This is a genomic window from Sorangium sp. So ce363 (genome assembly GCF_051520435.1).
GTDB lineage: Bacteria > Myxococcota_A > Polyangia > Polyangiales > Polyangiaceae > Sorangium > Sorangium cellulosum_B.
In genome coordinates this window covers 5,965,280-5,990,570 of the sequence record NZ_CP150333.1, presented here as the reverse complement: position 1 = coordinate 5,990,570, position 25,291 = coordinate 5,965,280, and the positions used below count along the sequence as shown (strand labels likewise).

Genomic DNA, 25,291 nt, shown 5'->3' with positions numbered 1-25,291 from the left:
CGAGATGCTCCGGCTGACGCGCTATCTGACCAAGAACTACGACACGCCCGACGGCCACAAGCTGTCCGTCTACGAGAAGGGCGGCGGCTACCAGCAGGCGAAGCGCGCCCTCGGGATGACGCGCGAGGCGCTCGTCGAGGAGATGAAGGCGGCGAACATCCGCGGCCGCGGCGGCGCCGGCTTCGCGATGGGCGTGAAGTGGAGCTTCATGCCGTGGCCCCCGAAGCCCGAGCGGCCGCACTACCTCGTCATCAACGCGGACGAGGGCGAGCCCGGCACCTTCAAGGACCGCACCCTGATGGAGAAGAACCCTCACGCCGTCGTCGAGGGGTGCATCATCGGGTGCTTCGGGATCGGCGCCCACGCCGCGTACATCTACGTGCGCGACGAGCTGCACCTCTCGAAGGCGCGGCTCTGGGAGGCGATCGAGGAGGCGCGCGCGAAGGGCTACCTCGGCAAGCGCCCGTTCGGGATCGACTACCCCGTCGAGGTCTACGTCCACACCGGCGCCGGCGCGTACATCTGCGGCGAGGAGACGTCGCTCCTCAACTCGCTCGAGGGCAAGCGCGGCGAGCCGCGGCTCAAGCCGCCGTTCCCCGCCCAGTTCGGCGCGTTCGGGATGCCGACGACCGTGAACAACCTGGAGACGATCGCGGCCGTGCCCACGGCGCTCGAGCTCGGGGGGGAGAACTTCTCGAAGCTCTCCTCGCTGCACCACCTGAAGGACGGCGGCTGCCGGCTCTTCGGCGTGAGCGGCCACGTGAACAACCCCGGGATCTTCGAGGCGGCCGTCGGGGTCACGCTCCGCGACCTCATCTACGAGTACGGCGGCGGCGTGAAGCACGGCAAGCTCCTCGCGGTCATCCCGGGCGGCTCGTCGTGCCCGATCCTGCGCGCCGACGAGGTCGTCAACGCGCCGAGCGACAAGTCGCCGCTCCACCCGTGGCACGGCCAGAGCGTGCTCGACGTGCCGCTCGGCGTGGACACGTTCCGCGCGCTCGGGACGATGCTCGGGACCTGCTGCGCCATCGTGCTCAGCGACAAGGCGTGCCCCGTCCTCGCGATGCACAACCTGATGCGCTTCTACCGCCACGAGTCGTGCGGCCAGTGCACGCCGTGCCGCGAGGGCAGCGCCTGGATCCACCGGATCCTCGATCGCATCGTGCACGGCGAGGGGACGATCGAGGAGCTCGATCGGCTGCACGAGATCGCCGACAACATCATGGGCAACACCATCTGCGCCTTCGGCGAGGGCACGGCGATGCCCGCGCTCGGCTTCCTCCGGAAGTTCCGCAAGGAGTTCGAGGCGTACATCCAGACCAAGGGCCGCTCGTCGACAGGGGTGCTTACGCCGTGAAAATCTTCGAGTTCGCCTTCTTCGGGCTGGCGTCGCTGCTCGTCCTGCTCGGCGGCCTGGCCACGGTCGCGGCCAGGAACCCGATCCGCGGCGCGATGGGCCTGCTCACGTCGATCGTCGGCATCGCGGGGCTCTACCTGATGCTCTCGGCGGAGTTCCTCGCCGCGATCCAGATCCTCGTGTACGCGGGCGCGGTCGTCATCCTCTTCCTCTTCGTGATCATGCTCCTCGGCCCGTCGGCGACGTCGCCGCGCGACGCCCGCACCGCGGTCCCGCGCTACGTGGGCGCCGGCGTCCTCGGGGCGAGCAGCATCGGCGCGCTCGCCCTGGTCGCGAGCGCGTCGAAGCCCGGGGTCGTGGCCGTCCCGGCCGCCCCCGAGTCGCTCGGGACGATCGAGGCGCTCGGGCACGAGCTCTTCACGAAGGGGATCGTGCCGTTCGAGCTCTCGGGCGCGCTGCTCCTCGTCGCCGTGATCGGCGCCGTCGCCGTCGCCCGCGGCAAGCAGGTCGACCCGACGCTGCTGCCTGCCGGCGAAGGCGCCGGAGCGCCGGAGCCGGGCGATCAGGGGGCCGCGCAGCCGGGCGCCCTCGCGGGCCACGCCACCCTGTCGGCGAAGGAGCCGAACTCATGATCTCCGTCCCCATCGAGTACTACCTCGTCGTCGCGGCGGTGCTGTTCGTGATCGGGTCGATCGGCTTCCTGCTGCGCAGGAACCTCATCGTCCTCCTGATGAGCATCGAGCTGATGCTCAACGCCGTGAACCTCACGCTCGTCGCGTACAACCGGGTGCACCCGCACGATCACGCCGGGCAGATCTTCACCTTCTTCGTCATCGCCATCGCGGCGGCGGAAGCCGCAGTCGGTCTCGCGATCGTGCTCGCGTTCTACCGCATCCGGAAGACGATGCGCTCGGACGACGCCGATCTCCTGAGGAGTTAGCGTGGAAGCCCTGAGAGTCTTATTCCCCGCGTCCGAGTTCGCGCTGCTCGCGGTCATTCTCGGCCTGCCGGCGCTCGGCGCGTTCGTGAACGGCCTCTTCGGCAAGCGCCTCGGCAAGGACGCGGTCCGGCTGATGGCGCTCGCCGCGCTCGGCGGCGCCTTCCTGGCGGCCGTCACGACGTTCCTGATGCTGCCGCACGAGGGCGGCAAGCTCACCTGGACGGCCTGGCGCTGGTTCTCGATCACCGGCCGGATGGGCCAGTCGATCCCGATCGACGCCGCCTTCAGCGTCGACGGCCTGAGCGGGACGATGATCCTCGTCGTCACCGGCGTCGGCTTCCTCATCCACCTCTACTCGTCCGCGTACATGCGCGAGGACCCGGGGTACTACCGGTTCTTCGCGTACCTGAACCTGTTCATCTTCTCGATGCTCGTGCTGATCATGGGCGACAACCTCGCCGTCCTCTTCGTGGGATGGGAGGGCGTCGGCATGTGCAGCTACCTGCTGATCGGGTTCTGGTTCAAGGACGACAAGAACGCGAGCGCCGGCAAGAAGGCGTTCGTCGTGAACCGCATCGGCGACTTCGGCCTCCTCGTGGCGATGGCGATGCTCGCCTACTACACGGGCACGCTGAACTTCGACGGCATCGCGGCGAACGCGGGCAACCTGCTCTCCGCGGTGAAGATCTGGCCGATCGGCAACATGTCGGTCGACACCGTGCCCGGCTTCCTGAGCTTCCTCATCCCGTCGCAGCCGGTGCTCGTCTACGCGGGGACGCTGGCCGCGCTCGCGCTGTTCCTCGGCTGCGCCGGCAAGAGCGCGCAGATCCCGCTCTATGTCTGGCTGCCCGACGCGATGGCCGGCCCGACGCCGGTCTCCGCCCTGATCCACGCCGCGACGATGGTGACCGCGGGCGTCTACCTCGTGGCCCGGCTCTCGGCGGTGTTCGTGCTGTCGCCGTTCGCGATGGCCGTCGTCGCGGTGACCGGCGTGGCCACGGCGCTGTTCGCGGCCTCGATCGGGCTCTTCCAGAACGACCTGAAGAAGGTGCTCGCCTACTCCACGGTGAGCCAGCTCGGGTTCATGTTCATCGGCGTGGGCGTCGGCGCGTTCGCCGCCGGCTTCTTCCACGTGCTCACACACGCCTTCTTCAAGGCCTGCCTCTTCCTCGGGGCCGGCTCGGTGATCCACGCGATGCACGCTCGCATCCACGACACCGACCAGTCCCAGGACATGCGCAACATGGGCGGCCTCAAGAACTACATGCCGCTGACGCGCTGGACCTTCCTCCTCGCGTGCCTCTCGATCGCGGGCTTCCCCGGGTTCGCCGGGTTCTGGTCGAAGGACGAGATCCTGTGGCGCGCCTTCTCCGGCCGGATCGAGTCCGTCTCGACGCGCGGGCAGCCGGTGTGGCAGTGGCCCGACTGGCTCGGCCCGGCGATCTACTGGCTTGGCATCCTGGCCGCGACGATGACCGCGTTCTACATGTTCCGCGCGTACTTCCAGACGTTCCACGGCGAGTTCCGCGGCTGGACGATCGTGCGCGGCTGGAAGGACCCGCACCCGCACGGCCACCACGACGACCACCACGGGCACGCGCACGGCGAGAAGCTCGAGGGCCCGGAGCCGCACGAGTCGCCGCTGCCGATGACGATCCCGCTGATCGTGCTCGGGGCGCTGTCGGTCTTCGCCGGCTTCCTCATGGCGGAGCCGCTCGTGCACCTCACCCACAACCACGCGTTCGCGCCGCTCGCGCACCTGCTCGAGCCGGTCTTCTCGCTGACGGAGCGGGCGGTGAAGGCGCGCGAGGGGGTGGAGGGGCTGCTCTTCCCGATGATGCTGCCCGGCGTCGCGGCCTGCTTCACCGGCATCGGCCTGGCGATGCTCGTGTACTGGAACAAGCGCGGCGAGCCCGAGCGGCGCTTCGCCGAGAGCTTCCCGGGGCTCTACCGGCTCATCTACGACAAGTGGCGGATCGACGAGCTCTACAACGCCACGGTGGTGGGCATGGTCGACGCGATCGCCGACATCTTCACGATGGCCGACAAGTGGATCATCGACGGCATCATCGCGAAGCTCTCGGCCGCGCTGGTCGGGTTCTTCGGCACGGTGCTGCGCGCGCTCCAGACGGGCCGCGTGCAGGTCTACGCCGCGTCGATGGTCGTCGGCCTCGCCGGCGTCGGCTGGTTCCTTGTCAAGCCGCACGCGGACGCGAACGTCGATGACGCGGAGCTGCGCCGGTCCGGCGAGGTGAGGCTCTCGGCGGCGCCGGGGCTCGGCTACCGGTACCGCTGGGAGGCGCCCGGCCTGCCGGCGCGCGACTTCTCCGAGGCGGCCGACGTCACGGTGAAGCTCGAGCCCGGCGAGACCAAGGACGTCGTCCTCCGCGTGCGCAACGCGTTCGACCGCGAGGCGACCGAGACCTTCTCGTTCTCCAGGCCGGCGAGCCGCAAGACCCCCGCGGGCCCGACCACCATGCTGGGCTCGGACGTGCCCGCGCTGCCCCCGGGGGCGACCCCGGTGGAGCAGATCCATGACCTGATCCAGCCGAGAGGCCTGCAATGAGCGCGCTCGACCTCGTAACGCAGTACTGGCCGGCGCTCGCCGCCGGCGTCGTGGGAGCGATCCTCCCGCAGGGCGCCGACGGCGCCCACGCCGGCGACGATCACCACGGCGGCCACGGCGACGACCACCACGGCGACGAGCACGGCGAGGCCCACGCCGCCCCGGGGTACACCCCGTGGCAGCGGGCCGGCCTCGGGCTCATCGCGGCGCTCACGGTGCTCTTCGTGCAGTGGCTCTGGCCGTCCGGCGCCGCGGCGGAGGCGGCGGGAGCGACAGACGAGTGGCCGTCGCTGCTCAACGTGCTCATCGGGCTGCCCTTCGTGGGCGCCGCCGCGGTGCTGTTCGTGCCGCGGCAGCTGCTCTCGCTGCTCCGGGGCGTCACGCTGGCCGTGCTCGGCGCGGGCTTCCTCGCCTCGCTGTGGCTGCTCACCGTGCCGATGACCGTGGGCTGGCACTTCCAGTCGATCAAGGAGTGGATCCCGTCGCTGGGCATCCGGTGGCACGTCGCCATCGACGGCATCAGCCTCTGGCTCGTCCTGCTGACGACGTTCATCGCGCCCATCGCGGCGTACGCGTCGTTCGGCTCGATCAAGAGCCGGATCAAGGAGCTCTGCTTCTGCCTCCTGTTCCTGCAGGGGGCGATGCTCGGCGCGTTCGTCGCGCTCGACCTGTTCCTGTTCTTCGTCTTCTGGGAGCTGATGCTGGTGCCGATGTTCGTGATGATCGGCATCTGGGGCGGCGTCGAGAAGATCAAGGCGGCGATCAAGCTCTTCGTCTACACGATGGCGGGCTCGATGCTGATGCTCGCGGGCATCGTGTACCTCGTGTGGGCGAACCAGAAGCTCACGGGCGCCTACACGTTCGACTACCTCGCGCTGTCGCGCGTCGTGCTGCCCCGGGGCGCGCAGATGCTCTGCTTCTGGGCGTTCTCGATCGCGTTCTTCATCAAGGTGCCGATGTGGCCGGTGCACACGTGGCTGCCGGACGCCCACGTGCAGGCGCCGACCGGCGGCTCGGTGATCCTGGCCGCGGTGATGCTGAAGATCGGGACGTACGCGTACCTGCGCTTCTCGATGGGCCTCTTCCCCGGCCCGGCCTCCAGCCTCGCGGCCAACCTGGCGGGCATCGCGATCCTCGGCGGGGTGATCTACGGCGCGCTCGTCGCCTGGAAGCAGTCCGACGTGAAGCGCCTCGTGGCGTACTCGTCGGTCGCCCACCTGGGCTACGTGATGCTCGGGCTCTTCGGCGTCACGCCGAGCGGGATCCAGGGCGCGGTGATCCAGATGGTGAACCACGGCGTCTCCACCGGCGCGCTCTTCCTCCTCGTCGGCGTGATCTACGACCGCCGGCACACCCGGGAGGTCTCGGAGTTCGGCGGCCTGGCGAAGGTGATGCCGGTCTACGCGACGCTCTTCCTGATCGTGACGTTCGCCTCCGTCGGCGTGCCCGGCACGAACGGGTTCATCGGCGAGTTCATGATCATCATGGGGACGTACGCCTCCGAGCGCCTCGGGACGTTCAGCGGGATCCACACGATCGGCGCCGCGGCGGGCGTCATCCTCGCCGCCGTCTACATGCTGAGCGTGGTGCAGAAGATGTTCTTCGGGCCGCTCACGAACCCGAAGAACAAGCACCTGCCCGACGTGACGCCCCGCGAGGGCCTGGCGCTCGCGCCCCTGATCCTCATGATCTTCGTGATCGGCCTGTTCCCTGCGATCTTCCTCGATCGGATGAAGGAGTCGGTCCTGTCTACTTACAACCAGTTCAAGGTCGTCTCCGGGCAGGCGATCCTCTTCGCGGACGAACGGAACGCGAAGCTCCTGCCCGAGGACACGTTCTCCCCCGCCTTCCTGAAGGGGGCGCCCTCGCTGGGATCCGGTGCGGGCGCGGCGGGGGCGGGTGACGACGAGCAGGCTCGGCGCGATCGGGCGGCGGGCGGCGCGCTCGCGGCGCGGGCGGGGGAGGCGGCGCGATGATCCTCGGACCGTACATAGCGGTATCGCCGCTCATCGTCGTCTCCCTCGGCGGCGCGCTGCTGATGCTCGCGGAGGCGTTCTCGCACCGCCGCGAGGAGTCGCACGATCGCCGCTCCGGCCCCTCGTCCGACATGGCGCTCGGGACGGCGATCACGCTCCTCGCCGGGGCGGTGTTCTCGGGCGCGGTCGGGTTCGTCGGCCCCGAGACGCTGGAGGGGTTCGACTCGCTCGCCCCGTACCTGGTCATGGACCGGTTCACGCTGTTCTTCTCCTTCGTGCTCTGCCTGGGCGGCGCGCTGGCGGCGCTGCTCGCCGGGGGGTACCTCCCGGAGCACCGGCTCGACCGCGGGGAGTTCTATCCGCTGCTGACCTTCTCGACGGTCGGGGCGATCATCCTCGCCGGCGCGGGGGATCTGCTGACGCTCTTCCTCGGCCTGGAGACGATGTCGCTCGGCGCGTACGCGCTGACCGGCTTCCGCCGGACGTCGCCGCGGAGCACCGAGGCGGCGATCAAGTACTTCCTGCTCGGCTCGTTCGCGGCGGCGCTGCTGCTGTACGGCGGCGCGCTGATCTACGGGGCGACGGGGCACACCGACCTCGCGGGGATCGGCGAGGTCATCGCGGGCGCGAAGGGGGCGGCGGCGCCGAACCCGGCGCTGCTGCTCATCGGGGCGACGCTGGTGCTCGTCGGGCTCGCGTTCAAGGTGAGCGCGGTGCCGTTCCACATGTGGACGCCGGACGCGTACGAGGGCGCCCCGACGCCGGCCACGACGTTCATGGCGGTCGCGGTGAAGGGCGCGGCGTTCGCGACGCTCCTGCGGGTGCTGCTCGGGGCGTTCGGTAGCCCGGCGCTCTCGTCGTGGGCCGCGGGCTGGCCGCCGGCCGTGGCGGTGATGGCGCTGCTCACGATGACGGTCGCGAACCTCATCGCGGGCCGGCAGGAGTCGGTGAAGCGGATGCTCGCGTACTCGAGCATCGCGCACGCCGGGTACCTGCTCGTGGGTGTGGCGGCGACGGTGCGGGCGAGCGAGGACGCGCAGGCGAGCGTGATGTTCTACCTGCTCGCCTACACGGTCTCGACGGTCGGCGCCTTCGGGACGCTCATCCTCTGCGGCAGCCGTGGGGCCGAGGCGGTGAGCTACGAGGACCTCTCCGGCATCGGCAAGCGGCACCCGGTGGCGGCGCTCGCGTTCTCGCTCTTCCTGCTGTCGCTGGCCGGCGTGCCGCCGACCGCGGGCTTCTTCGGCAAGCTCTACATCGTCAAGGCGGCGATGGGCGCGGAGCTGTACACGCTGTCGGTGGCGCTGCTCCTCAACAGCGTGCTGTCGGCCTACTATTACCTGCGGGTGCTCGTGTACATGTACATGCGCGAGCCGGCCCCCGGCGCTCCGATCGCGCGGCCGATGCGCTCGGGCTACGTCAACGCGGCCCTGGTGGTGTCCGCGGTGCTCGTGATGGTCCTCGGCATCTGGCCGACGACCTCGCTCGGGATCGCCGTGCGCGCGGTCCTGGCGTCACGTTAGAGCGGGGGCCCACCCGCTTCGGATACGGGCCCACCTCGACGTTTTCGGTGCTCGGCGTACTGGAGTACGCCTGCGCGCCGAAAACGCCGATGTGGGCCCGTCTCCTGTGCGGGTGAACCCCCGCTCGGCAACGCGGGTGCAGGTCTGGAGGAGCGCTGCCAACTCGTATGGCAACGGAGTGCTGGCGCTCGAGGCGCTCGCGCTTCGTTCGGCCGTGAAACCGCGGTGCTGCGCGGGGCGCGCGAGTTGCTAAAGTCGGCGCCGATGCGAACCGGCGAGAAGCTGCAGAGAAGAGCGGGGGATGGATGGATGCGTGCGGCGTGCGTCGCGCTGCTCGGAGCGCTCGGGTGTCAGGGAGGGAACGCGAGCAGCGGCGCGACCGCGGGGAGCGGTACTCCGGCGGGGAGCGCGGCGCCGGTGGCCGGGAGCGCTGCGCCGGTGGCCGGGAGCGCTGCGCCGGTGGCCGCGGGGGGCGCGAGCGCCGGCGCTGCGGCGAGCGCGCAGGCCGGGGCGGGCGAGGCGCACGCGCTCTCGCTGACCTCCGAGGACGTCGCGAAGGTGATGAACCCGAAGCGACAGGCGCCGTACAGCGGGCCCACGGGGACGCTGCGAGGACGCGTCACCATCAAGGGCGACCCGCCGCCCGATACAGGGCTCAGCTTCCCGATTGGCAAGTGCGGTGAGGCCGCCGCGACCTACGGGCGGCTGTTTCGCGTCGGACAGCAGAACGGGGTCGCCGACGCGCTCGTCACCGTCGTGAACTACAGCGGCTACGTGCCGGAACGCGAAGAGGCGGAGAAGGTGACCATCCACGGGTGCGCGTTCTCGAAGCGGACCGTGGTCATGTCCTATGGCCAGCGGCTCGAGGTCGCGAACCTCGATCCGCTGGAGCCGTACATGCCGAACCTCGAGGGCGCCCCCTTCATGGCGGTCCTCGTCGCCGTGCCGCAGGGCGACCCGGTGAAGTTCTACCCGCCGCAGCCAGGCTACTACCACCTCGTGGACAAGCTGCCGAAGCCGTTCCTCAAGGCCGAGGTCTTCGTGCTCAAGTTCGCGACACACGACGTGACCGGGCTCGACGGCAAGTACGAGATCAAGGGCATCCCCGTGGGCAAGGCGCTCACCGCCGCCCTGCTGCCGGCCATCGATCAGGACGTGAAGAGGGAGATCGAGATCAAGGAGGGCGAGAACACGCTCGATTTCGAGCTCAACTTCGACCTCAAGAAGTACAACGAGAAGCCGCACACCAAGCCCTCACCTTGAGCCACAGGGCGGGGGCACGCGCCCGCGCCGCGCCGATCAAGGCGCGGCGCCCGCGAGTTCCCGGTGGACGCGCCGCTCGACCTCCTGGGACAGCGCATCCCCGGCGACGGGCGCGGGGGGCGGCGGGCCGAGCCAGGTGAGCGCGGCGTCGCGGCCGACGCGACGGAAGAGCAGCTCGGCAAAGAGGAGCCGGGCGAGCCGCGAGGGGGCCACCGTGGGGCCGCCCGCCGCCGCGGACAGGTCGAGGGCGTCGCAGGCCCGGGTCAGCGCGTCGAGATCGCCGCTCAGATCGGCCGCCACCGCGAGCGCCACGAGCGCCTCGGCGCTCGCCGGATCGGCCGCCGAGACGAGCTCGGCCTGCTCGCGGGCCTCGCCGAGGCGGCCCAGCGCGGCCGCGCGCACCGCGACCTCGGCGGGCGTCAGATCCGCGTCGCGCGCCAGGCGGCGGGCGCGGCGCAGCTGGCCCAGGACGAGCGCCTCGTCGACCTCGGCCAGCTGCCCCCCTGGCGGCATCCGCCGCCCCAGGACGGCTGCCCCCGGCGCAGCCAGCTCCCGCAGGCGCCGCGCAGCCTGCTCGGCCACCGCGCGATCGCCCGCCTCGACGGCCGCCGCGTGCAGCGCGCGCCACGCCTCCGTCGACCAGGGGCGCCGCACCACGAGCGCCCGCAAGGCGAGGCGCGCGTCGTCCGTGCGGCCCAGCCGCCGCAGGATCTCGGCCCGGAGCAGGGCGCCGTCGTCACGATCCGGATCGAGCAGGATCGCCCGATCGATCCGCCCGAGCGCCGCCTCGAGCCGCCCCGCCGAGAGATCGCAGCGCGCCTGCTCGCGGTAGGCCGGCTCGTAGTCGGGCTCGATCGCGCGGGCGCGCTCGAAGGCGGCGCCCGCCGCCTCCCCGCGCCCGAGCCGGCAGCGCACGGACCCGATACGAGTCCAGATGTCCGCGCTGTCGGGGTCTCCGTCCTCCGCCAGCTCGTACGCCTCCAGCGCCGTCGCGAGATCGCCGCGCGCCTCGGCCTCGGCGCCGATCGCATACAGCGCATAGGCGTGCGCCGCGATGTAACGACCCTCGATGATCTGGCCGTCGATCGAGCGCGCGACCCGGGGCGCGGCGCAGCCGGCAATGGACGTCAACGCCGTCAACGCCGTCAACGCCGTCAACGCCGTCAACGCCGTCAACGCCGCGGGCGCCGCGATCTCCGCGAACGTCGCGAGGAACACACGCGGCGCGCGCCGCGCGGCGGAGAGCGGCACGGCTACGCGCACGCGGCGATCTCGGCGAGGAGGTGATCGTTCTCCTCCGGGAGGCCGACGGTGATGCGGAGCCGGTGCGCGAGGCGCCCGCCCGCCGCGTGGAAGCTGCGCACGAGGACGCCGCGCGCCGCGAGCGCCTCGAAGACCTCGCCGGCAGGGCGGCGCGTGCCGATCCAGACAAAATTGGCGTGGCTCGGCGCGACCGAGAGGCCGAGCTCGGCGAGCCCGGCCGCGAGGCGCTCGCGCTCGGCCGTCACGGCGGCGGCGGCGCGGCGGAGCTCGCCGCCGAGCTCCCGCAGGGCGAAGGCGGCCGCGCGCTGCGACGGGGTGGGCAGGTTGTAGGGCTGGCGGACCTTGTCGAGCTCGGCCACGAGCTCCCGGGCGCCGATGAGCCAGCCGATCCGCAGCGACGCGAGGCCGATCTTCGAGAGCGTCCTCAGCACGGCGACGTTCGGGTGCTTGCGCAGGAGGGCGAGCTGGTCGCGCGGGGCAAAGTCGATGTACGCCTCGTCGACGATCACGAGGGCGTCCCTCGCCGCGGCGACGACCGCCTCGAGGCGGTCCTCCGACATGAGCGCGCCCGTCGGGTTGTTCGGCGAGGCGATGAAGACGACGTTGGGGCGCGCGAAATCGACGGCGCGACCGAGGCCCGCCACGTCGAGATCCCAGCCGGCGTCGAGCGGGACCTCGACGACGCGCATCCCGCGCGCGCGCGCGCTCAGCTTGTACATGACGAAGGTGGGGCTGACCGTGACGACGCTCGCCGCGTCCGCGCCCTGCCGCGGGCGGCTGAGCGCGGTGAGCACGATCGAGATCACCTCGTCGGAGCCGACGCCGGCCAGGATCTCGTCGGGCTCGGCGCCGCAGTGGGCGGCGATGGCCTCGCGGAGATCGAGGGCGCGCGCGTCGGGGTAGCGGCCCCAGTCCTCGGGCGCCGCGGCGCGCGCGAGGGCCACCCGCGCCTCGGTCGAGAGCAGCGGCGGGCTCTCGTTGGCGTCGAGGCGCACAGGGAAGTGCCCCGCGACCGGGGTGTAGGCGTGGAGCTCGGCGAGCTCCGGACGAAGCAGCGCAGGGAGGAAATCGGGCAGCGGCATGGCTCGGTCCACGGTCGTCGCGGGCGCGGCGATGAGGGTAGGCGGAAGAGAGCGCTATACTACCCGCCTCCTTCCAGGACCAGAGGACCTCATGCCCACGATGAGCCGCGCGACCGTGCTCGTGCCGTCGCTGTTGTCCCCCGTCGCTCCAGACCAGACCCTGATCTTCTCGCCGGATTTCCCTCTGGAGGAGCGAGCGGGGGAGGCGTCCGCCATGCCGCGCGCCGCTGGGTCGCCCTGGTCGGTCGCGCGCGTCGGCGCCGTAGCAGAAGCGCTCCGGGAGGTGGCGCAGGAGGGCGCGCGCAGATTCGGGCCGCTGCCTGAGGGCGCGCTGCCGGAGAGCGCGCCCGGAGACGCCCTCGGGGCGTACGCGTTCTCGTTCGTGCGCCCGTCGTTCGCAGCGCCCTTCGCCAGCCGGCGTGAAGGCGTCCTCTTCGGCGAGCGCGTCCTGCCTGCGTTCGGGCTCTGGAACGACGTCGACGACGCGACGTGGTCGCGGGCCGCGGCGCAGCTGACGGTGCATCGCCACAGCGGCCCCGACGACTTCGTGATCGAGATCGAGGCCAAGGGGGATGAGCGCGTGGTTGTCGCGCGGTGCCCGCGCCCCGAGACGCTCGGGGCCGCCGTCGCGGAGGTCGTCGCGACGGCGCGGAGGCCGAGGGGCTGGCTGGGGAGATGGTTCGGCGTGAAGCCTTTCGACCGGCGCTGTGCGCTGAAGATCCCCCCGCTCGACCTGTGCGCGGCCCGTGTGCACGAGGAGCTCGTCGGCAAGCCGCTCGCGGGCGGCGAGGGGCGCCGGATCGGAGACGCCCTCCACGCCGTCCGCTTCCGCCTGGGCTGGGACGCGCTCCCGCCGACCGAGCCCGGGCCGCTCACCCTCGGGCGCGGCGATATGTACGAGCGCTACTTCGTGTGCGACGGCCCGTTCCTCGTCGTCGTCCTGGGTGCGCCGCCGCAGGACGAGGTGCGGCTCGCCGCCTGGATCGGGTCGCCGGAGGCGCTTGAGGGCGCGACCGCCGGCGCGCCCTGAGCGGCGGGCCGCCCGTCACTGCCCGAACGTGTACCAGCGCGGTTTGATGTCCTTGATCAGGTGACCGCCGCCGTTGACGTGCAGGTTGCCCGGGGCGTTGCCAGATCCGAGGCCGGTGGGCATTCCGCTGACCAGGCCGGAGGCGCCCGCGTTGCCCATCGCCCCGGCGGAGGCCACGCCGGGGACGCCCTTCGCGGTCGCGCCGGACGTGGTCGCGCCGGTCCGGTCCGCGACCGCCTGGGCGACGCTGCGGCCCATGAAATTCGGCTTCGTCCCGCCGTTGCACGTGACGACGTCCACGCGCGCTCCGGGCATTTTCCCGTTGAACCCGGCGGCGTTCAGCTTGTCCGCGAGCTGGGCCCCCGAGATCTTCTTCCCCGCCCACTCGACGCTGCCCGGCCAGCCGTGGGTGTCGACGACGACATCCGTCTCGCCCTTGAGGCTGCCAGGCACGACCTGGTTCGGCTTGAGGATCGTCGCGCCCGGGTACTTCGCCGCGTACTGCGAGTAGTACGCGTTGTGGAGCTTGGGATCGTTCGAGGCCGTGATGATCGTGAGCAGCCCGAGCGGGTCGATGAAGAGCGTCGGGTTCGGGACGAAGCCGATCTCCTGCAGCGAGCCCGAGAGGCCGATGGGATCCGGCGAGATGAACACGCGCAGGTCGGGCGCGTAGTAGCGGTACCGGTTGTAGTGGAGGCCGGTGAGCTCGTCGGCGCGCTGCCCGGCGAAGCGGAGCGCGCCCGGCTCGCCGCGCTTGTGGGCGACCTCGCCCCAGGTGGTGAGATCGATCTCGGTGATCTCGCCGGCCGCGTCGAGGGTGAGCCACGGCGTCCCCGCGGCGTCGGTCGCCACGAGGCGGAAGCCCGCGCCGCCCTGCGACTCGAGCAGCGGCATGTGACCTGACGCGTCGAAGACACGGCGCGTGACCTGCCCGCCCGAGGAGCGCTCCTCGACGATGCTGTCGCCGTCCCAGCCGAACCACGTGCTCCCCTGGCCGACGATCTCGGCCACGCGGCGGCCGAGCGCGTCGTAGATGTACTGGATCTTCAGCCCGTCGCCGCGCACGGCCTCGGTCAGCCGATCGTTCTCGTCGAAGGCATACCGCCACGTGCGCTGTGGATCGGGCGCGTCCCGGCCCGAGAGCCGGCCAAGCCGGTCCCAGGTCAGGACCTGATCGCCCGCCGCGCGCGGCCTTCCGCCGGCGCCGACCGACGCTTCACCCCGCGCGATCGCCGTGCCGTGCGGCGAGTAGGAGAAGGCCTCGGTCGCGCTGAGCCCGCGGACGTCCACGGGCCGCCCGTGCGCGTCGAGCTCGTAGCGGCGCTCGCCGCGCTCGCTGTCGATCACGGCGGCCAGCGCCCCGACCGGGTGCCAGCGGTAGGCGCGGGAGCGGACGACGTCGCCCGACGCGCCCTCCACCTGGATCTCCACGGGGAAGCCTTCGGCGTTGCGCCGGGTCAGGATGGCGCCGACGCCACCGTCGCGCCGGCGGGCGCGCTCGCCGTCCTGCTCGTCGCGCTCGAAGACGAAGCGCTCGGCGGCGTCGGGATGGCCGACGCCCATCGCGGCGACCCGCCCGTACGCGTCGTGCTCCAGCGCCACGCGCCAGCCGGACGAGTACCGGCGCGCCACGAGCTGGCCGCCCTCGTCGTAGTCGTAGCTCGTGACGAACTTGAAGCCGCCGCACGTCTGGGTGTCCCGCAGGATCGCGCCGCGATCGTCGTACGCGAGCTCCGTCGTGCAGGCGCCGTTCGTCGCGCGCGCGACGCGCCCCAGGGCGTCGTACTCGAAGCGCTCGATGAGGCCCGACGAGTACTCCCGCGAGACGACGTTGCCCGCGCCGTCGCGCGAGAGCCGCACGATCGACTCGTCGGGGCGGAGGATCGACACGAGCCGGTCCGCGCCGTCGTACTCGTAGCGGTACTGGAGCCCCGTGAACGTCGTCTCGCGGACGAGGTTGCCGACCGCGTCGTACTCGAACGAGCGCCGCTCGCCCGCGGCGTTCTGCATCCAGCTCAGCCGGAGGAGCGCGTCGTAGCCCATGGTCCAGCGCGAGCCGTCCGGCAGCACCTGCTCGACGAGCGCGCTGGCCACGTAGCGGTAGTGCGCGCGGCCGCCGCCGGGGTACGAGGTCGCCGTGCACAGCCCGAGCCCGTCGAAGGCGTGCTCGGTGCGCTGCCCGCTCGGCCCCACGGCGCAGACGATGTTGCCCGAGGAGTCGTACTGGAGCGACGTCACCGCGCCGCCGGGCGACTCGATGCGCACCGGCATGCCGAGGAGATCGTACACGTAGGTCCACACGCGCTCCCCCTGGGCGTAGCGGACGAGGTTGCCGTGCGCGTCGTACTCGAGCGTGTCGACGAGGCCGCTCGGGTACGTGATCTTCGTGTTCTTGCCGCGCGCGTCGTACTCGGCCGTCGTCTTGCCGCGCGCGTCCTCGATCTCGACGGCGCGCCCCCGGCTGCGCCGCTCGGTGGAGCGGTGGCCGTTCGGGGCGATGGTGGTGACGCCCTGCCGCTCCTCGTCCGTCTGGTACCGGACCGTGCCGCCGCCGTCGCTGATGGAGATCAGCCGCCCGGCGAGATCGTGGCGGCGTCGCTGCGTGGCCCCGGCGCCATCGGTGACGGCGATGAGGCGCCCGACCCCGTCGTACGTGAACAGCATGGCGTAGCCGCGCGGGTCGACGTAGCGCTCGACGAGCCCGAGCGCGTTGCCCTGGTAGCGATGCACATGGCCGAGCGCGTCCGTCACCGTCGTCTGGTGAGGCTCGGGCCCGTACGCGACGCGCGTGTGGAAGATGCCGCGGGGACCGCCGGCCACGTGCGCCTCGGGGGCGCCGAGCGCGGCGAGGAGGTCGCCGCCGGGCAGCTCACCCCAGGTCTCCACGCAGCGCCGCTCGCCGCCCGCGTCCTGGTACACGAAATGGAAGACGACGCCGTCGGCCCGCGTCTCCGAGCGCAGGTAGTGCTCGTCGTCGTAGCTGAACCGGGTCTCCGCGCCGCCCACGTCGATCACCCGGACGAGGTCTCCGCGCCCGTCGAGCTCGTAGGTCACGAGGCGCCGGCGGTGCTCCTTGCCGCCCTCATCCGCGACGGCGACGGACCAGATGCGCAGGTTCCCGTCGCGGGAGACCTCCGCGCGGCGGCCGACCGAGTCGGTGATCGCAACGACCTCGTCCTGATCCCACTCGATCGTGGCCGCGTTGCCGAAGGCGTCGCGCAGCTCGGCGAGCGCGTACGCCCGCGGATCCGCGGTGGGCCGGAGGACCCGCACGAGGTCGTCGCCGAGGTCGACGACGATCGCGTCCCCGTCGAGGTGCACCTTCCGGCCGTGGGGGAGGAGCAGCGCTTCACCGGCCGCGGGCAGCCGCATCTCGGTGCGGCGCTGCTGGTCGTCGACGAGGACGAGGTGATCGCCGTTGCGCTCGGCGCGCCAGGCGAGGCTGTGCGACCAGCCCCACCCGAGGCCGCAGCGGTGGCGCACGGCCGAGGTGCTGTAAGTGCGGATCCACTGGACCCAGAGGAACCCGGTGAGCGTGAAGTCGGCCGCCGGGATCGTGAACAGCGTCCCGGTCACGACATCGATCGGATGGCCCGCGGCCGCCTGGCCCTCGGCGCCCGGCGGCGCCGGGGGGCTCGGCGGCGCGGCGCCGCTGTTGCTCCCGCCGCCGCCTCCGCCGCCGTTGCCGCCGCCTTGCGGGCTGCCCCCGGGCGGGCCCCCGGCGCCGCCGCCGCCGCCCCCTCCGCCGCCGCCGCCGCCGCCTGCGCCGCTCGCGCTGGCGCCGGCGCCGACGGTGATGCTCTTGTTCATCTGGCCCATGCTGCCGGTGATGCCGGCCATGCCGAGCTCGATGATGACGTTCGGCGCGCCGAGCCACGGGAAGCAAGGCCCGCCGGTGTTGAGGCTGACCACCTCCTTGAGCGTGCCAGGCTCGTTGCCGTGGCACGCCTTCATGCAGCCGCCGACCGTGAGGATCTTCGCGCCCTCGATCTTCGTGCGCATGCACGGGTCGATGATCCCCTCCGAGACCGTGCCCATGGTGGGGTAGGGGATCGGCAACGGGCTGGGCGCGGCCGGGGTCAGACACACGCTCACCGCCATACCGGTCATCTGGTGACCGGATTTCTCGGTGATGGTGTCCATATGGAGGGCGGTGACCTTACCCATGGTGGGTAAGGATGCTCTCACGCCCCTGAAGGCGTCCGCAACGGCGAGCACGTCCTCAGCGCGCCACGCGGCGCGACGGCGGGATCAAGGCGTCACGCGCGGGATCAACGCGCGACGAGGCGCATCGGGGGGCGGCTGTGCTGGATGTGCTCGGTCTCGAGCTCCTCGAGCTCGAACGCCCTGTCCATGTCCATGTCGAGCTCCGCGAGCTCGCGCTGCGTGCTCTCGCCGTTGTCGAGATCGTCGAGCTCGCGCATGAACCGGTCGATCTCCACGCACGTCGCGGGCGAATCCACGGGCGTCATCGACTGCTCGTGCATGAGCTGGATGAGCTCCAGGATCGTGGCGAGCTTCTGCGACACGACCTCCAGCCCGTCGCGGGTCTGGCTCCAGCACTCGGCGCGCCGGTAGGCGATCGAGAGGCGCCGCTCGGACAGCCCGCGGGTCCGCCCCGCGGACGTGCTCCGGACCGCCTCGAGCGAGCGGATCGTGTCCATGAGCTCGCCGTGGTTGGTCATCGCGAGCGACTCCTGGCCGGCCTTGTGCGCGATCGCGAGGCGGATGTAGCTCATGATGAGGCGGCTCAGGCCGAAGCCCTCGTCGAGCAGGGGCGGGATCGATCCGCCGCGGCGTCGGATGTTCTCGCGGGTGCGATCGATCAGCCGGTCGAGGCGTGCGAGCTCCTGCTGGTGCCGGATGTCCATCTGCCGGATCAACGACTCGCGCGCCCTCGACCAGGCCGCCCGATCCACCTCGTCGAGCTGCGCGTCGATGCTGCGCCGGAAGAAGCCGCGCCAGGGGACGACGCACAGGATCACGAGCTCCGCCCCGAGCCCGAGCAGCAGGAGCAGCGGGCTCCAGCCGATGAAGCTCAGGAGGAGCGCGCTCCCCACGACGAGCAGGTTGTACGGGTGGACCAGCACCCGCCCCAGGTACGTGCTCGCGGTGCGCCTCCGCAGCGGTGCGACCTGGACGCCGAACGCTGCCAGCATGGCCCTCGACTCGGCCATGCTGGCGCCAAGCACATCCTCCAATCGGCAAAGCTCTCGATCGCACGTCGTCATGGAGCCCCCCTCCTCACCTGGTCCTGTGGTCCTCGTGCCACCTCACCCCGTTCACCACCCCCCGCGGCCGGACCGCGACCGACGGTCGGCGGTCCGGCGCGCCTGCGCGCGCCCCCGCGCCGATGCGTCTCAGCGCGCTGTGAACGCAGGTCACGCCCGCCGAGCCCGCGCCGGCAGCCTCCTGCCCGCGGAGCCCGCCTTGGAGGACCGGGCGCCCACCGCGCTCATCGGCCGTCCAGGCGGTATCACCATGAAAACTCAAGCTTTCACGGCGGCGCTGCAGCATCGCCGGCTCCACGAAGTCCATGCTTTCCCTGCTGTTCGCGTCCCGAAGGCCTCATGAAGGACCGCGGTGCGTCGCCCGAGCGCAGCGCCGCGGTCGATCCGGGAGCGAGCAGAGCGGGCTCCGTGCCAAGCGCTCCGGCACCGCGCGGCGCACGATCGGCGAGGGGACGCGCTCAGGCGGGGAGCGGACGGGCTGCGTCCAGCACGTGGACGCCGGGGGCGCCGAGCGACATCGGCACGCGCTCGAGGCCGGCTTCACGCGCCGCGGCAAGCCATGCCGTCGAGGGCGGCGCGCCGCCGACGAAGAGGGAGACGTCACCTCCGCCCGCGCCGCTCGGCGTGATCGCTGCTCCCTCGGCGGCCGCGGCGGGGCGGAGGCGCCTGAGCGCGGGGGTGACGATCGGCGCGCCCGAACGGTCGCCGAGCTCGGCGAGCGCGTCGACCTGCCGATCCAGCGCGGCCACGAGCGCGCGGGCGTCCGCGGCAAAGGCCGCGGCGCGCGCCCCCTCGGCGGCCGCGCCGAGCAGCGCGCGGTGCGCCTCCGGCTCGCGGGCGGCGAGCGCGCGCACGCGCTCGAGCATGGCGCTCGTGCGCGCCGAGGCGTCGCTGGCGAAGACCTCGATGACGAGGCCGCCCGGCAGGGTGTGCGGCGCCACGTCGAGCTCGCCGCCAGGCCCGAGCCGGCAGCAGAGCACGCCGCCGTAGACGCTCGCCGCGACGTCCACGCCGCTGCCGCCGCCCTGCGCGCGCCGGTGCGCCGCGAGCGCGTCGAGGAAGAGCGCGCGGGGGTCCCACGCGGGCGCGCGCTGGCCGGCCGGCGCCGCCCGCGCTTCCGAGGCCGCCGCGGCGCGCGCGGCGAGCGTCGCGACGAGGATGGCGGCGCTCGATCCGAGGCCCAGCTTGCGGCTCGCCTCGCGGGGCGGCGCGCCCGGCGAGGCCAGAGGCGGCTCCGGCTCCGCCGAGCGGAGCGCGGACGCGTCGAACCACGCCGCCACGTCGAGCGCGCCCGCGTCGATCGCGGCCTGGACCTCCTCGGTGACGAGCGCGGCGGGTCGCGCCGGGTCGGCGAGGACGTACCGATCGACGGCGGCCACCAGCGCGGGCGCGCCCTCGAGCACGGCGTAGGCGCCCGAGAGGACCAGCTTGCCAGGCGCCCGGACGATCACGCGCCCCCGGACGAGGGCGCGAGGCGGGCTCCGCCGCCGGGGATCGCCGTGATGGTGCGGAGGACGCCAGGGACGGCGAGCAGCGCCGCGCCCACGGCGGCCTGCGCCTCGGGCGTCGTGAAGACCTTCACGTGCGGGCCGGCGTCGATGGTGAAGAACGCCGGCGTCCCCTGGGCGCGGAGCCTCCGCACCGCGGCGATCACCTCGACGGTGGCGCCGGTCCAGTAGAGCAGGCCCGGCGAGGCGGCGATGCTCGAGGCGTGCATGCACAGGGCGCTCGCCTCGGCCGCGGCGCCGAGCGCGGCGAGGTCGCGCGCGAGGACCGCGGCGCGGACCGCGTCGAAGAGCGACGGCGCCGCGTCCACCCACGCGGGGAAGTACGGGCTCGTCATCGCGGTGTGCCGCATGCCGTCGCTGGAGCCCACGTCCTTCGGGCCCTCGCGCGTCACCGCGATCACGACCGCGAGCGGCCAGTGGTCCTCGGGCGCGAGCGGCGTCGCGGCGAGCGCCTCGTCCCCGGGGCGGCCGGCGCGGAGCTCGACGAAGCCGCCGAACGCGGACCGCGCGGCCGAGACCGAGGTCTTCCTCGCGAGATCGCTCACCAGCGCGGGCGCGGTGGGCAGGCCCGCGGCGGCGCTCGCGGCGAGCGCGAGCGCGGCGAACGCCGACGCGCTCGAGGCGAGGCCCGCCGCGGTGGGGAAGTCGTTCCGGCTGACCACGCGGGCGCGCTCGCGCCGCCCCGAGGCGGCGCGGACCCGGTCGAGGAGCCCTGCGACCCGGCGCGTCGGCTCCGCGTCCGGCGGCAAGGCCGCGCCGCCGAGGTGGAGCTCGTCGCGGTCGAGCGACGCGTCGAAGGCGACCTCGGTCGTCGTCGCCATCCCGGCGAGCGTCACCGAGAGGCTCGGGACGGCGGGCAGGTTGTGGCCATCGGCCCGCTTGCCCCAGTACTTCGCGAGGGCGATGTTCGGATGGGCGATCGCGGTCGCCCGGCTCACGACGCTCATGCTTGCTCCTGTGGCTCCGTCCTCGTCACGCCCGCCTTCACCCGGGTGACGAAGCCGCTGTACCCCGCGTCGCGCCAGGCGGCGAGCACGCGGTCCGCGGCGCCGTTCGACGCCTCCGCCCCGCCGTCGCCCGGTGGAGGCGGCGGGAGCAGCGCGATGACCGAGCCGCCGCCGCCGGCGCCGGTGAGCTTGGCGCCGAGCGCGCCGGCCTCGCGCGCGAGCTTGCACAGGGCCTCGATCGCCTCGGTCGAGACGAACATGCCGGCGAGGAGCATCTGGTTCAGGTCCATCAGCCGGCCGAGCGCGACCGCGTCGCCCGCCTCGATCGCGAGGGCCGCGTTCTCGACGAGCGCGGTGATGCCCGCGATGGACGTCGCGGCCAGCGTGGGCTTGCGCTCGAAGAGCCTCGCCACGAGCTCGACCATGCTGCGCGTGGACGACGACACCCCGGTCGAGCCCACGCAGAGCCACAGGTCGTCGCGCGGGGCGACGGAGGTGGCGCCGTGCGCCCGGGTGAAGCGGAAGCAGCCGCCGCGGGCCGCGGCCGTCGTGTCGATGCCCGACGGGTTGCCGTGGAACACGCGCTCCCAGGCGGCGGCGGCGTCGGTCACGGCGGCGGCGTCGGCCGCGGTGTGCACGGCGGTTGCGCTTTCGGACGCGGTCCGCGCGGCGGCCGCGGGCGTGCGTGCGAGCGCGGCCACCGACCGGGCGATCGCGACCCCGAGCGCCGCCGAGCTGCCCAGGCCGCCGCCGGGCGGCAGATCGCTCTCGGCCTCGACGCGCACCGGGCCGACGTCGGGCAGCGCCCCGAGGAGCGCCGCGAACGCCCGCGCGACGTCCTCCTCGGCCGGCGCCGCGCGGAGCTCGCGCCCGCCCAGCCGGAGGGCGCTCGCGCCGGAGCAGCGGGTTGCCCGCGCGCGGGCGCCGCGCTCGATGCCGGCGGCGAGCGCGGGCGCCCCGTACACGACGGCGTGCTCGCCGAGCAGGATGACCTTGCCGGACGCCTCGCCGAGCGCCTCGGTCATGCGCCGGTCCACCGGAGCGCGCTCGCGGCCCCGCACAGGATCTGCCGCGCCGATGCGCTCACGGGCAGCGAGCGCGCGAGGACCTCGGCCTCGCCGCACAGGGCGGAGAGCCGCTCCTCGACCGCGCGCCGCGCGCCGCACGCCTCGAGCGCGAGCGTCGCGGCCGCCACGGCGTCGTCGCTCGCTTCCTTGCGGCCGAGCGCGCGCTCGACGGCGCTCCGGCCCGCGGCGTCGAGGCGCCCCTCGGCCGCGGCCAGCACGGCGGTGCGCTTGCCGGCGCGCAGGTCGTTGCCGACCGGCTTGCCGGTCGCGGCGGCGCTCCCGAAGGTGCCGAGGAGGTCGTCGCGCAGCTGGAAGGCGACGCCCACGGGCGCCGCGAACCGCTCGAGCGCCGCCACGGTCTCGGCCGGCGCGCCGGCCAGCGTGGCGCCGAGCGCGAGCGGGCCGCGCACCGTGTAGCTGCCGGTCTTGAGCGCGTGCATCTGCTCGACGTCCTCGGCCCGGCCGACAACGTCAAGGTGCTGCCCGATCACGACGTCCTCGTGCATCTCGCAGAACAGCCGGACGGCCGCGAGCGTCGTCGCCGGCGGCGTGTCCGCGCCCGCGAGCGTGCTCAGCGCGAAGCTCCAGGTGAGGTCGCCCGCGAGGATCGCGGATGACGCCCCGAGGTGCGGATCGCCGAGCGTCTCCGTCAGCGCGACGTGGGCGGTGCGGTCTCCGCGCCGGACGGTGTCGCCGTCGATCCAGTCGTCCTGGATGAGCAGGTACGTCTGGAGCAGCTCGAGCGCGACGCCGGCGTCGATCGCGGGGCCGAGCGGCGCGTCCGGCGCGACGCCCTGGTAGGCGGCGACGAGCAGCCCCGCGCGGAACCGCTTGCCGCCGCGCAGGGTGAGGCTCCGCGCCTCGGAGACCATGGCCTCGACCTCGCGGCCGTAGCGCTGCACGGAGGCCGCCTTGTCGCGCCAGCGCTGATCGAGCGCGGCGTCGACGCGGGGGCGGATCGAGGAGAGAAAGTCGAGGAACAGGCGCGCGCCGGGATCCGCTGTCCCTTCGAGCGTCCGATCGCCGGCGCCGGGCGCGCTCTCTCCGTCCTTCGTGTGCGCTGTCATGGAATGCGCGGCAGCCTAGGAGCCGGACGCGAGGCGGTCAATCTCGGCCGAGAGCGCGGGGAGTCGCGCCGCGGAGCGGCGCGGCCGAGGTGGCTTGGGTCGTGCAATGCGTGGTGCTCGCGTCGCGGGGCCGCGAGCGCCGCGCGGAGGCTCCCTGCGAGATCGCTCGTGCGGAGTTGCGCGCCGAGCCTCGCCGTGGCCGCAGGGAAAGGGGGACTTTGATGAAGAGATCACCGGATGGGGTGTTGGGCGTCTTTCTCCTCGTGACCCTCGGCGTCGCCGGGTGCGGCGGCCGCGACGCCCGCGAGGATCTCCCGGAGAGCGCCGATCGCGGCGTGTTCCGCGCGGCGTCGCCCGCCGCGGGGTCGCCTGTCAGGGAGACGCGATCCCTGCCCGCATACCGCGTGATCGGCGGCGGCGCCGACGTCGCGCGGGCGTCGGCGCTCGCCGGCGCGCTCGGGCTCGCGGAGGATCCCGCGCGGGGAGGCGCTGGCGTGCTCGTGGCCGACGGCGCGATTCGCTACCTCGACGGCGCGCGATTCCAGCGCTTGCCCACGAGGAAGGCCGACGCGCCGCCCGTGCCTGGGTTCCGCGACGAGCGTGGCTTCGAGACGTCGGCGGGCGACGACGCCCTGGATTTCGAGGCGCTCGCGGCGCTGCGCGTCCTGCCGGAGCCGGACGCGGCGGCGCGGGCGTGGGCCGCGCTGGACGCCGCGGGCCTGCCGGCCGGGAGCGACATCGCCGTCGGCCACTCGCTGCTCGAGGCGGTCGACGCGGAGGGGCGAACTGTGGCGCGGGCCGAGCTCGACACGCAGGTGAGCTTTCGCGACGAGCTCGAGGGGATCCGGCTGATCGGCCCCGGGGCCAAGGTCCGGGTGACGTTCGACGGCGAGGGCGCCGTGACGCACCTGATCTACGCGCGGCGCGAGCTCGCGCGAGGGGAGGACGTCGCGATCGTCCCGGCCTCCGAGGCCCCCGCGCTGTGCGCCGGCGCGCTGGGCGGCGGCGCGGTGATCGCGGCCGAGCCGGAGCTCGTTTATTACGCGCCGCCGCTCTCCCGCGAGGTACGGCGGATCCTGCCCCATTATGTGTGCAGCGCACGGCGGACGGTCGGCGGGGAGGTGGTGGACGTCCGCAAGCGGATCGTGCCGGCCGTCATAGACGCTCCGAGGGCCGAGATCTCGGTGCGTGTGGACGGCGCGACCGCGCTCGCGGAGGCGAGCGTCACCGGAGGTACTGCTCCATACACGTACAGGTGGGTATCGTCGGCGCGCTCGCTCGACGGGCTCGACGTGGTCGACGAAGGGCGCGAAGGGCGCGAAGGCGGCGCGCGGGTGAAGGTGTCTGGCGTCTCTGGCCTTCGCGGGGAGCGCGGGGAGACGGAGACGCTCTCGCTCTATGTCACGGACGCCGACGGTCTGGTCGCGACGGCGGCGCAGCGGCTCTCGTTCGGCCGCGCGTCGGCGGGGCTCGGCGCGGCGCGCCCGCCGCTCCCGCCGCCGGTCGACGATGGCCGCGCGGCGGTCGGCGCCGAGTGGGTCGGGCTCTGCGGCGGCCTGGATCACTCGGCGGCGAACGTCGATGGGCTGATGAAGAGCTTCCGGGAGGGGGGCATCGACTCTCGCTTCAACTGGGGCGATCAGCGCGCGTGGGAGGTCGATTTCAAGGATCCGGCGCTGGGCGGCCAGGACGCGTCGTTCGCGGATTCGGTGGATCTCACGTTCTACACGGGGCACGCGAACGGCGTCGGGTTCATGTTCTGCAGCGCGATGAACGACCGGGTCCTCCATTTCAGCGACGCTCGCTGGGGCAACGCCAACCTGGAGTGGATGGTGGTGGCCGCCTGCGGCCCGCTCCAGGACGACGGTGGCGCGTGGCGCTACCGGTGGGCGGGCGCGTTCGATGGGCTGCACCTCTTGCTCGGCTATGCAACGGAGTCGTTCGACGACACGACCGAAGGATCGATGTTCGCGCGCTACCTGCTCGACGACGCGAGCCCGGCGCCGGTGCGGCAGGCGTGGGTGACGACGGCGATCGAGGTCCAGCCGGACGACGAGGTGATCTACGCGGTGATGGGGGCGTACGGGCAGGGGTGGACGGTGCCCAACTACGATGATCATTTCTGGGGGAAGGGGCCGGTTGGGCCGGATCTGGCGGGGGCCGCGAGGATCGGGTTCTGGCGGATCTCCGGGCCGACGTAGCGCGCCGAACAACACCGGACCGATCCAGGCGGACGAGGGCATCGGTATTCACCAAGCTCGTTCGCTCGCGCTCAGGCCACGACGCCCGCCCCCACCATCGCTCACCAACGTGAACGTTCACGACTACGACCACGTTCACGTTGGTGACCGATGGGCGGCGGGATTCGTGCACTGATCCCTCGACTGCCTGGCGACAGGAGGTTTTGTTCGGCGCATTCAGCCGTGTGTTATCGAATTCGTCCTTCAGGCAACGTCAGACGCCCGCTCTGG

17 protein-coding genes are annotated in these 25,291 nt (G+C 72.8%); 9 read left to right on the top strand and 8 right to left on the bottom strand.

The window, feature by feature from the left end:
- Window positions 1–4: 4 nt before the first annotated feature.
- From nuoF to WMF12_RS22355, 7 genes are all read left to right on the top strand, one after another.
- Window positions 5–1,357: an NADH-quinone oxidoreductase subunit NuoF gene (nuoF, locus tag WMF12_RS22385; protein ID WP_437873558.1), complete on the top strand. Its 1,353-nt coding sequence runs from the start codon at window positions 5–7 to the stop codon at window positions 1,355–1,357.
- A complete protein-coding gene (locus WMF12_RS22380) occupies window positions 1,354–1,989 on the top strand; it encodes an NADH-quinone oxidoreductase subunit J family protein (RefSeq protein WP_437873557.1) in 636 nt (211 codons plus the stop codon). The genes nuoF and WMF12_RS22380 overlap by 4 nt, the downstream gene beginning before the upstream one ends.
- Window positions 1,986–2,297: an NADH-quinone oxidoreductase subunit NuoK gene (nuoK, locus tag WMF12_RS22375; RefSeq protein ID WP_437873556.1), complete on the top strand. Its 312-nt coding sequence runs from the start codon at window positions 1,986–1,988 to the stop codon at window positions 2,295–2,297. Before WMF12_RS22380 ends, nuoK begins: the two co-directional genes overlap by 4 nt.
- 1 nt (window position 2,298) lies before the next feature.
- Window positions 2,299–4,863, top strand: coding sequence for an NADH-quinone oxidoreductase subunit L (gene nuoL, locus WMF12_RS22370; protein WP_437873555.1), 2,565 nt, complete (start codon window positions 2,299–2,301; stop codon window positions 4,861–4,863).
- The gene (locus tag WMF12_RS22365; protein WP_437873554.1) at window positions 4,860–6,839 is read left to right on the top strand and encodes a complex I subunit 4 family protein; all 1,980 of its coding nucleotides are present in this window, start codon (window positions 4,860–4,862) and stop codon (window positions 6,837–6,839) included. Before nuoL ends, WMF12_RS22365 begins: the two co-directional genes overlap by 4 nt.
- On the top strand, window positions 6,836–8,362 hold the full coding sequence (locus tag WMF12_RS22360; protein ID WP_437747644.1) for an NADH-quinone oxidoreductase subunit N: 1,527 nt from the start codon (window positions 6,836–6,838) through the stop codon (window positions 8,360–8,362). Before WMF12_RS22365 ends, WMF12_RS22360 begins: the two co-directional genes overlap by 4 nt.
- Before the next feature lie 264 nt (window positions 8,363–8,626).
- Window positions 8,627–9,625, top strand: a complete 999-nt coding sequence (locus tag WMF12_RS22355; protein ID WP_437873552.1) for a hypothetical protein — start codon at window positions 8,627–8,629, stop codon at window positions 9,623–9,625.
- 36 nt (window positions 9,626–9,661) lie between these two features.
- On the opposite strand, the gene WMF12_RS22350 is transcribed toward WMF12_RS22355, so the two are convergent.
- Window positions 9,662–10,888 (bottom strand): tetratricopeptide repeat protein, encoded by a 1,227-nt coding sequence (locus WMF12_RS22350; protein WP_437873551.1) that lies wholly within the window; start codon window positions 10,886–10,888, stop codon window positions 9,662–9,664.
- The gene (gene hisC / locus WMF12_RS22345) at window positions 10,879–11,970 is read right to left on the bottom strand and encodes a histidinol-phosphate transaminase (protein WP_437873550.1); all 1,092 of its coding nucleotides are present in this window, start codon (window positions 11,968–11,970) and stop codon (window positions 10,879–10,881) included. The genes WMF12_RS22350 and hisC overlap by 10 nt, the downstream gene beginning before the upstream one ends.
- Before the next feature lie 91 nt (window positions 11,971–12,061).
- Here hisC and WMF12_RS22340 point away from each other — a divergent pair, with 91 nt between their 5' ends.
- Window positions 12,062–13,000 carry a hypothetical protein gene (locus tag WMF12_RS22340; protein WP_437873549.1) on the top strand — a complete coding sequence of 313 codons (939 nt, stop codon included), beginning with the start codon at window positions 12,062–12,064 and terminating at the stop codon, window positions 12,998–13,000.
- A gap of 15 nt (window positions 13,001–13,015) precedes the next feature.
- Here WMF12_RS22340 and WMF12_RS22335 read toward each other — a convergent pair whose 3' ends face one another.
- The 6 genes from WMF12_RS22335 to WMF12_RS22310 all read right to left on the bottom strand — a co-directional run bounded on the left by WMF12_RS22335 (window position 13,016) and on the right by WMF12_RS22310 (window position 22,820).
- Window positions 13,016–17,167 carry a PAAR-like domain-containing protein gene (locus WMF12_RS22335; RefSeq protein ID WP_437873548.1) on the bottom strand — a complete coding sequence of 1,384 codons (4,152 nt, stop codon included), beginning with the start codon at window positions 17,165–17,167 and terminating at the stop codon, window positions 13,016–13,018.
- A 104-nt stretch (window positions 17,168–17,271) separates the two neighbouring features.
- On the bottom strand, window positions 17,272–18,159 hold the full coding sequence (locus tag WMF12_RS22330; RefSeq protein WP_437554925.1) for a hypothetical protein: 888 nt from the start codon (window positions 18,157–18,159) through the stop codon (window positions 17,272–17,274).
- A gap of 530 nt (window positions 18,160–18,689) precedes the next feature.
- Entirely contained in the window at window positions 18,690–19,682 is a 993-nt protein-coding gene (locus tag WMF12_RS22325) for a hypothetical protein (protein ID WP_437873547.1), read from the bottom strand.
- Window positions 19,679–20,686: a diphosphomevalonate decarboxylase gene (gene mvaD, locus WMF12_RS22320; RefSeq protein WP_437873546.1), complete on the bottom strand. Its 1,008-nt coding sequence runs from the start codon at window positions 20,684–20,686 to the stop codon at window positions 19,679–19,681. Before mvaD ends, WMF12_RS22325 begins: the two co-directional genes overlap by 4 nt.
- On the bottom strand, window positions 20,683–21,711 hold the full coding sequence (gene mvk, locus WMF12_RS22315; RefSeq protein WP_437873545.1) for a mevalonate kinase: 1,029 nt from the start codon (window positions 21,709–21,711) through the stop codon (window positions 20,683–20,685). Before mvk ends, mvaD begins: the two co-directional genes overlap by 4 nt.
- Window positions 21,708–22,820, bottom strand: coding sequence for a polyprenyl synthetase family protein (locus tag WMF12_RS22310; RefSeq protein WP_437873544.1), 1,113 nt, complete (start codon window positions 22,818–22,820; stop codon window positions 21,708–21,710). Before WMF12_RS22310 ends, mvk begins: the two co-directional genes overlap by 4 nt.
- Window positions 22,821–23,041: 221 nt before the next feature.
- Between WMF12_RS22310 and WMF12_RS22305 the strand changes: the two genes are divergently transcribed.
- On the top strand, window positions 23,042–25,021 hold the full coding sequence (locus WMF12_RS22305) for a DUF6345 domain-containing protein (protein ID WP_437873543.1): 1,980 nt from the start codon (window positions 23,042–23,044) through the stop codon (window positions 25,019–25,021).
- Window positions 25,022–25,291: the final 270 nt, after the last annotated feature.

Bases quoted from the DNA above. Each gene is read 5' to 3' on its own strand.
- nuoF (WP_437873558.1), top strand. From the start codon at position 5: ATGCTCCGGCTGACGCGCTATCTGACCAAGAACTACGACACGCCCGAC.
- nuoK (WP_437873556.1), top strand. From the start codon at position 1,986: ATGATCTCCGTCCCCATCGAGTACTACCTCGTCGTCGCGGCGGTGCTG.
- WMF12_RS22365 (WP_437873554.1), top strand. From the start codon at position 4,860: ATGAGCGCGCTCGACCTCGTAACGCAGTACTGGCCGGCGCTCGCCGCC.
- WMF12_RS22360 (WP_437747644.1), top strand. From the start codon at position 6,836: ATGATCCTCGGACCGTACATAGCGGTATCGCCGCTCATCGTCGTCTCC.
- WMF12_RS22355 (WP_437873552.1), top strand. From the start codon at position 8,627: ATGCGAACCGGCGAGAAGCTGCAGAGAAGAGCGGGGGATGGATGGATG.
- hisC (WP_437873550.1), bottom strand. From the start codon at position 11,970: ATGCCGCTGCCCGATTTCCTCCCTGCGCTGCTTCGTCCGGAGCTCGCC.
- WMF12_RS22340 (WP_437873549.1), top strand. From the start codon at position 12,062: ATGCCCACGATGAGCCGCGCGACCGTGCTCGTGCCGTCGCTGTTGTCC.
- WMF12_RS22335 (WP_437873548.1), bottom strand. From the start codon at position 17,167: ATGGGTAAGGTCACCGCCCTCCATATGGACACCATCACCGAGAAATCC.
- WMF12_RS22330 (WP_437554925.1), bottom strand. From the start codon at position 18,159: ATGCTGGCAGCGTTCGGCGTCCAGGTCGCACCGCTGCGGAGGCGCACC.
- mvaD (WP_437873546.1), bottom strand. From the start codon at position 20,686: ATGAGCGTCGTGAGCCGGGCGACCGCGATCGCCCATCCGAACATCGCC.
- mvk (WP_437873545.1), bottom strand. From the start codon at position 21,711: ATGACCGAGGCGCTCGGCGAGGCGTCCGGCAAGGTCATCCTGCTCGGC.
- WMF12_RS22310 (WP_437873544.1), bottom strand. From the start codon at position 22,820: ATGACAGCGCACACGAAGGACGGAGAGAGCGCGCCCGGCGCCGGCGAT.
- WMF12_RS22305 (WP_437873543.1), top strand. From the start codon at position 23,042: ATGAAGAGATCACCGGATGGGGTGTTGGGCGTCTTTCTCCTCGTGACC.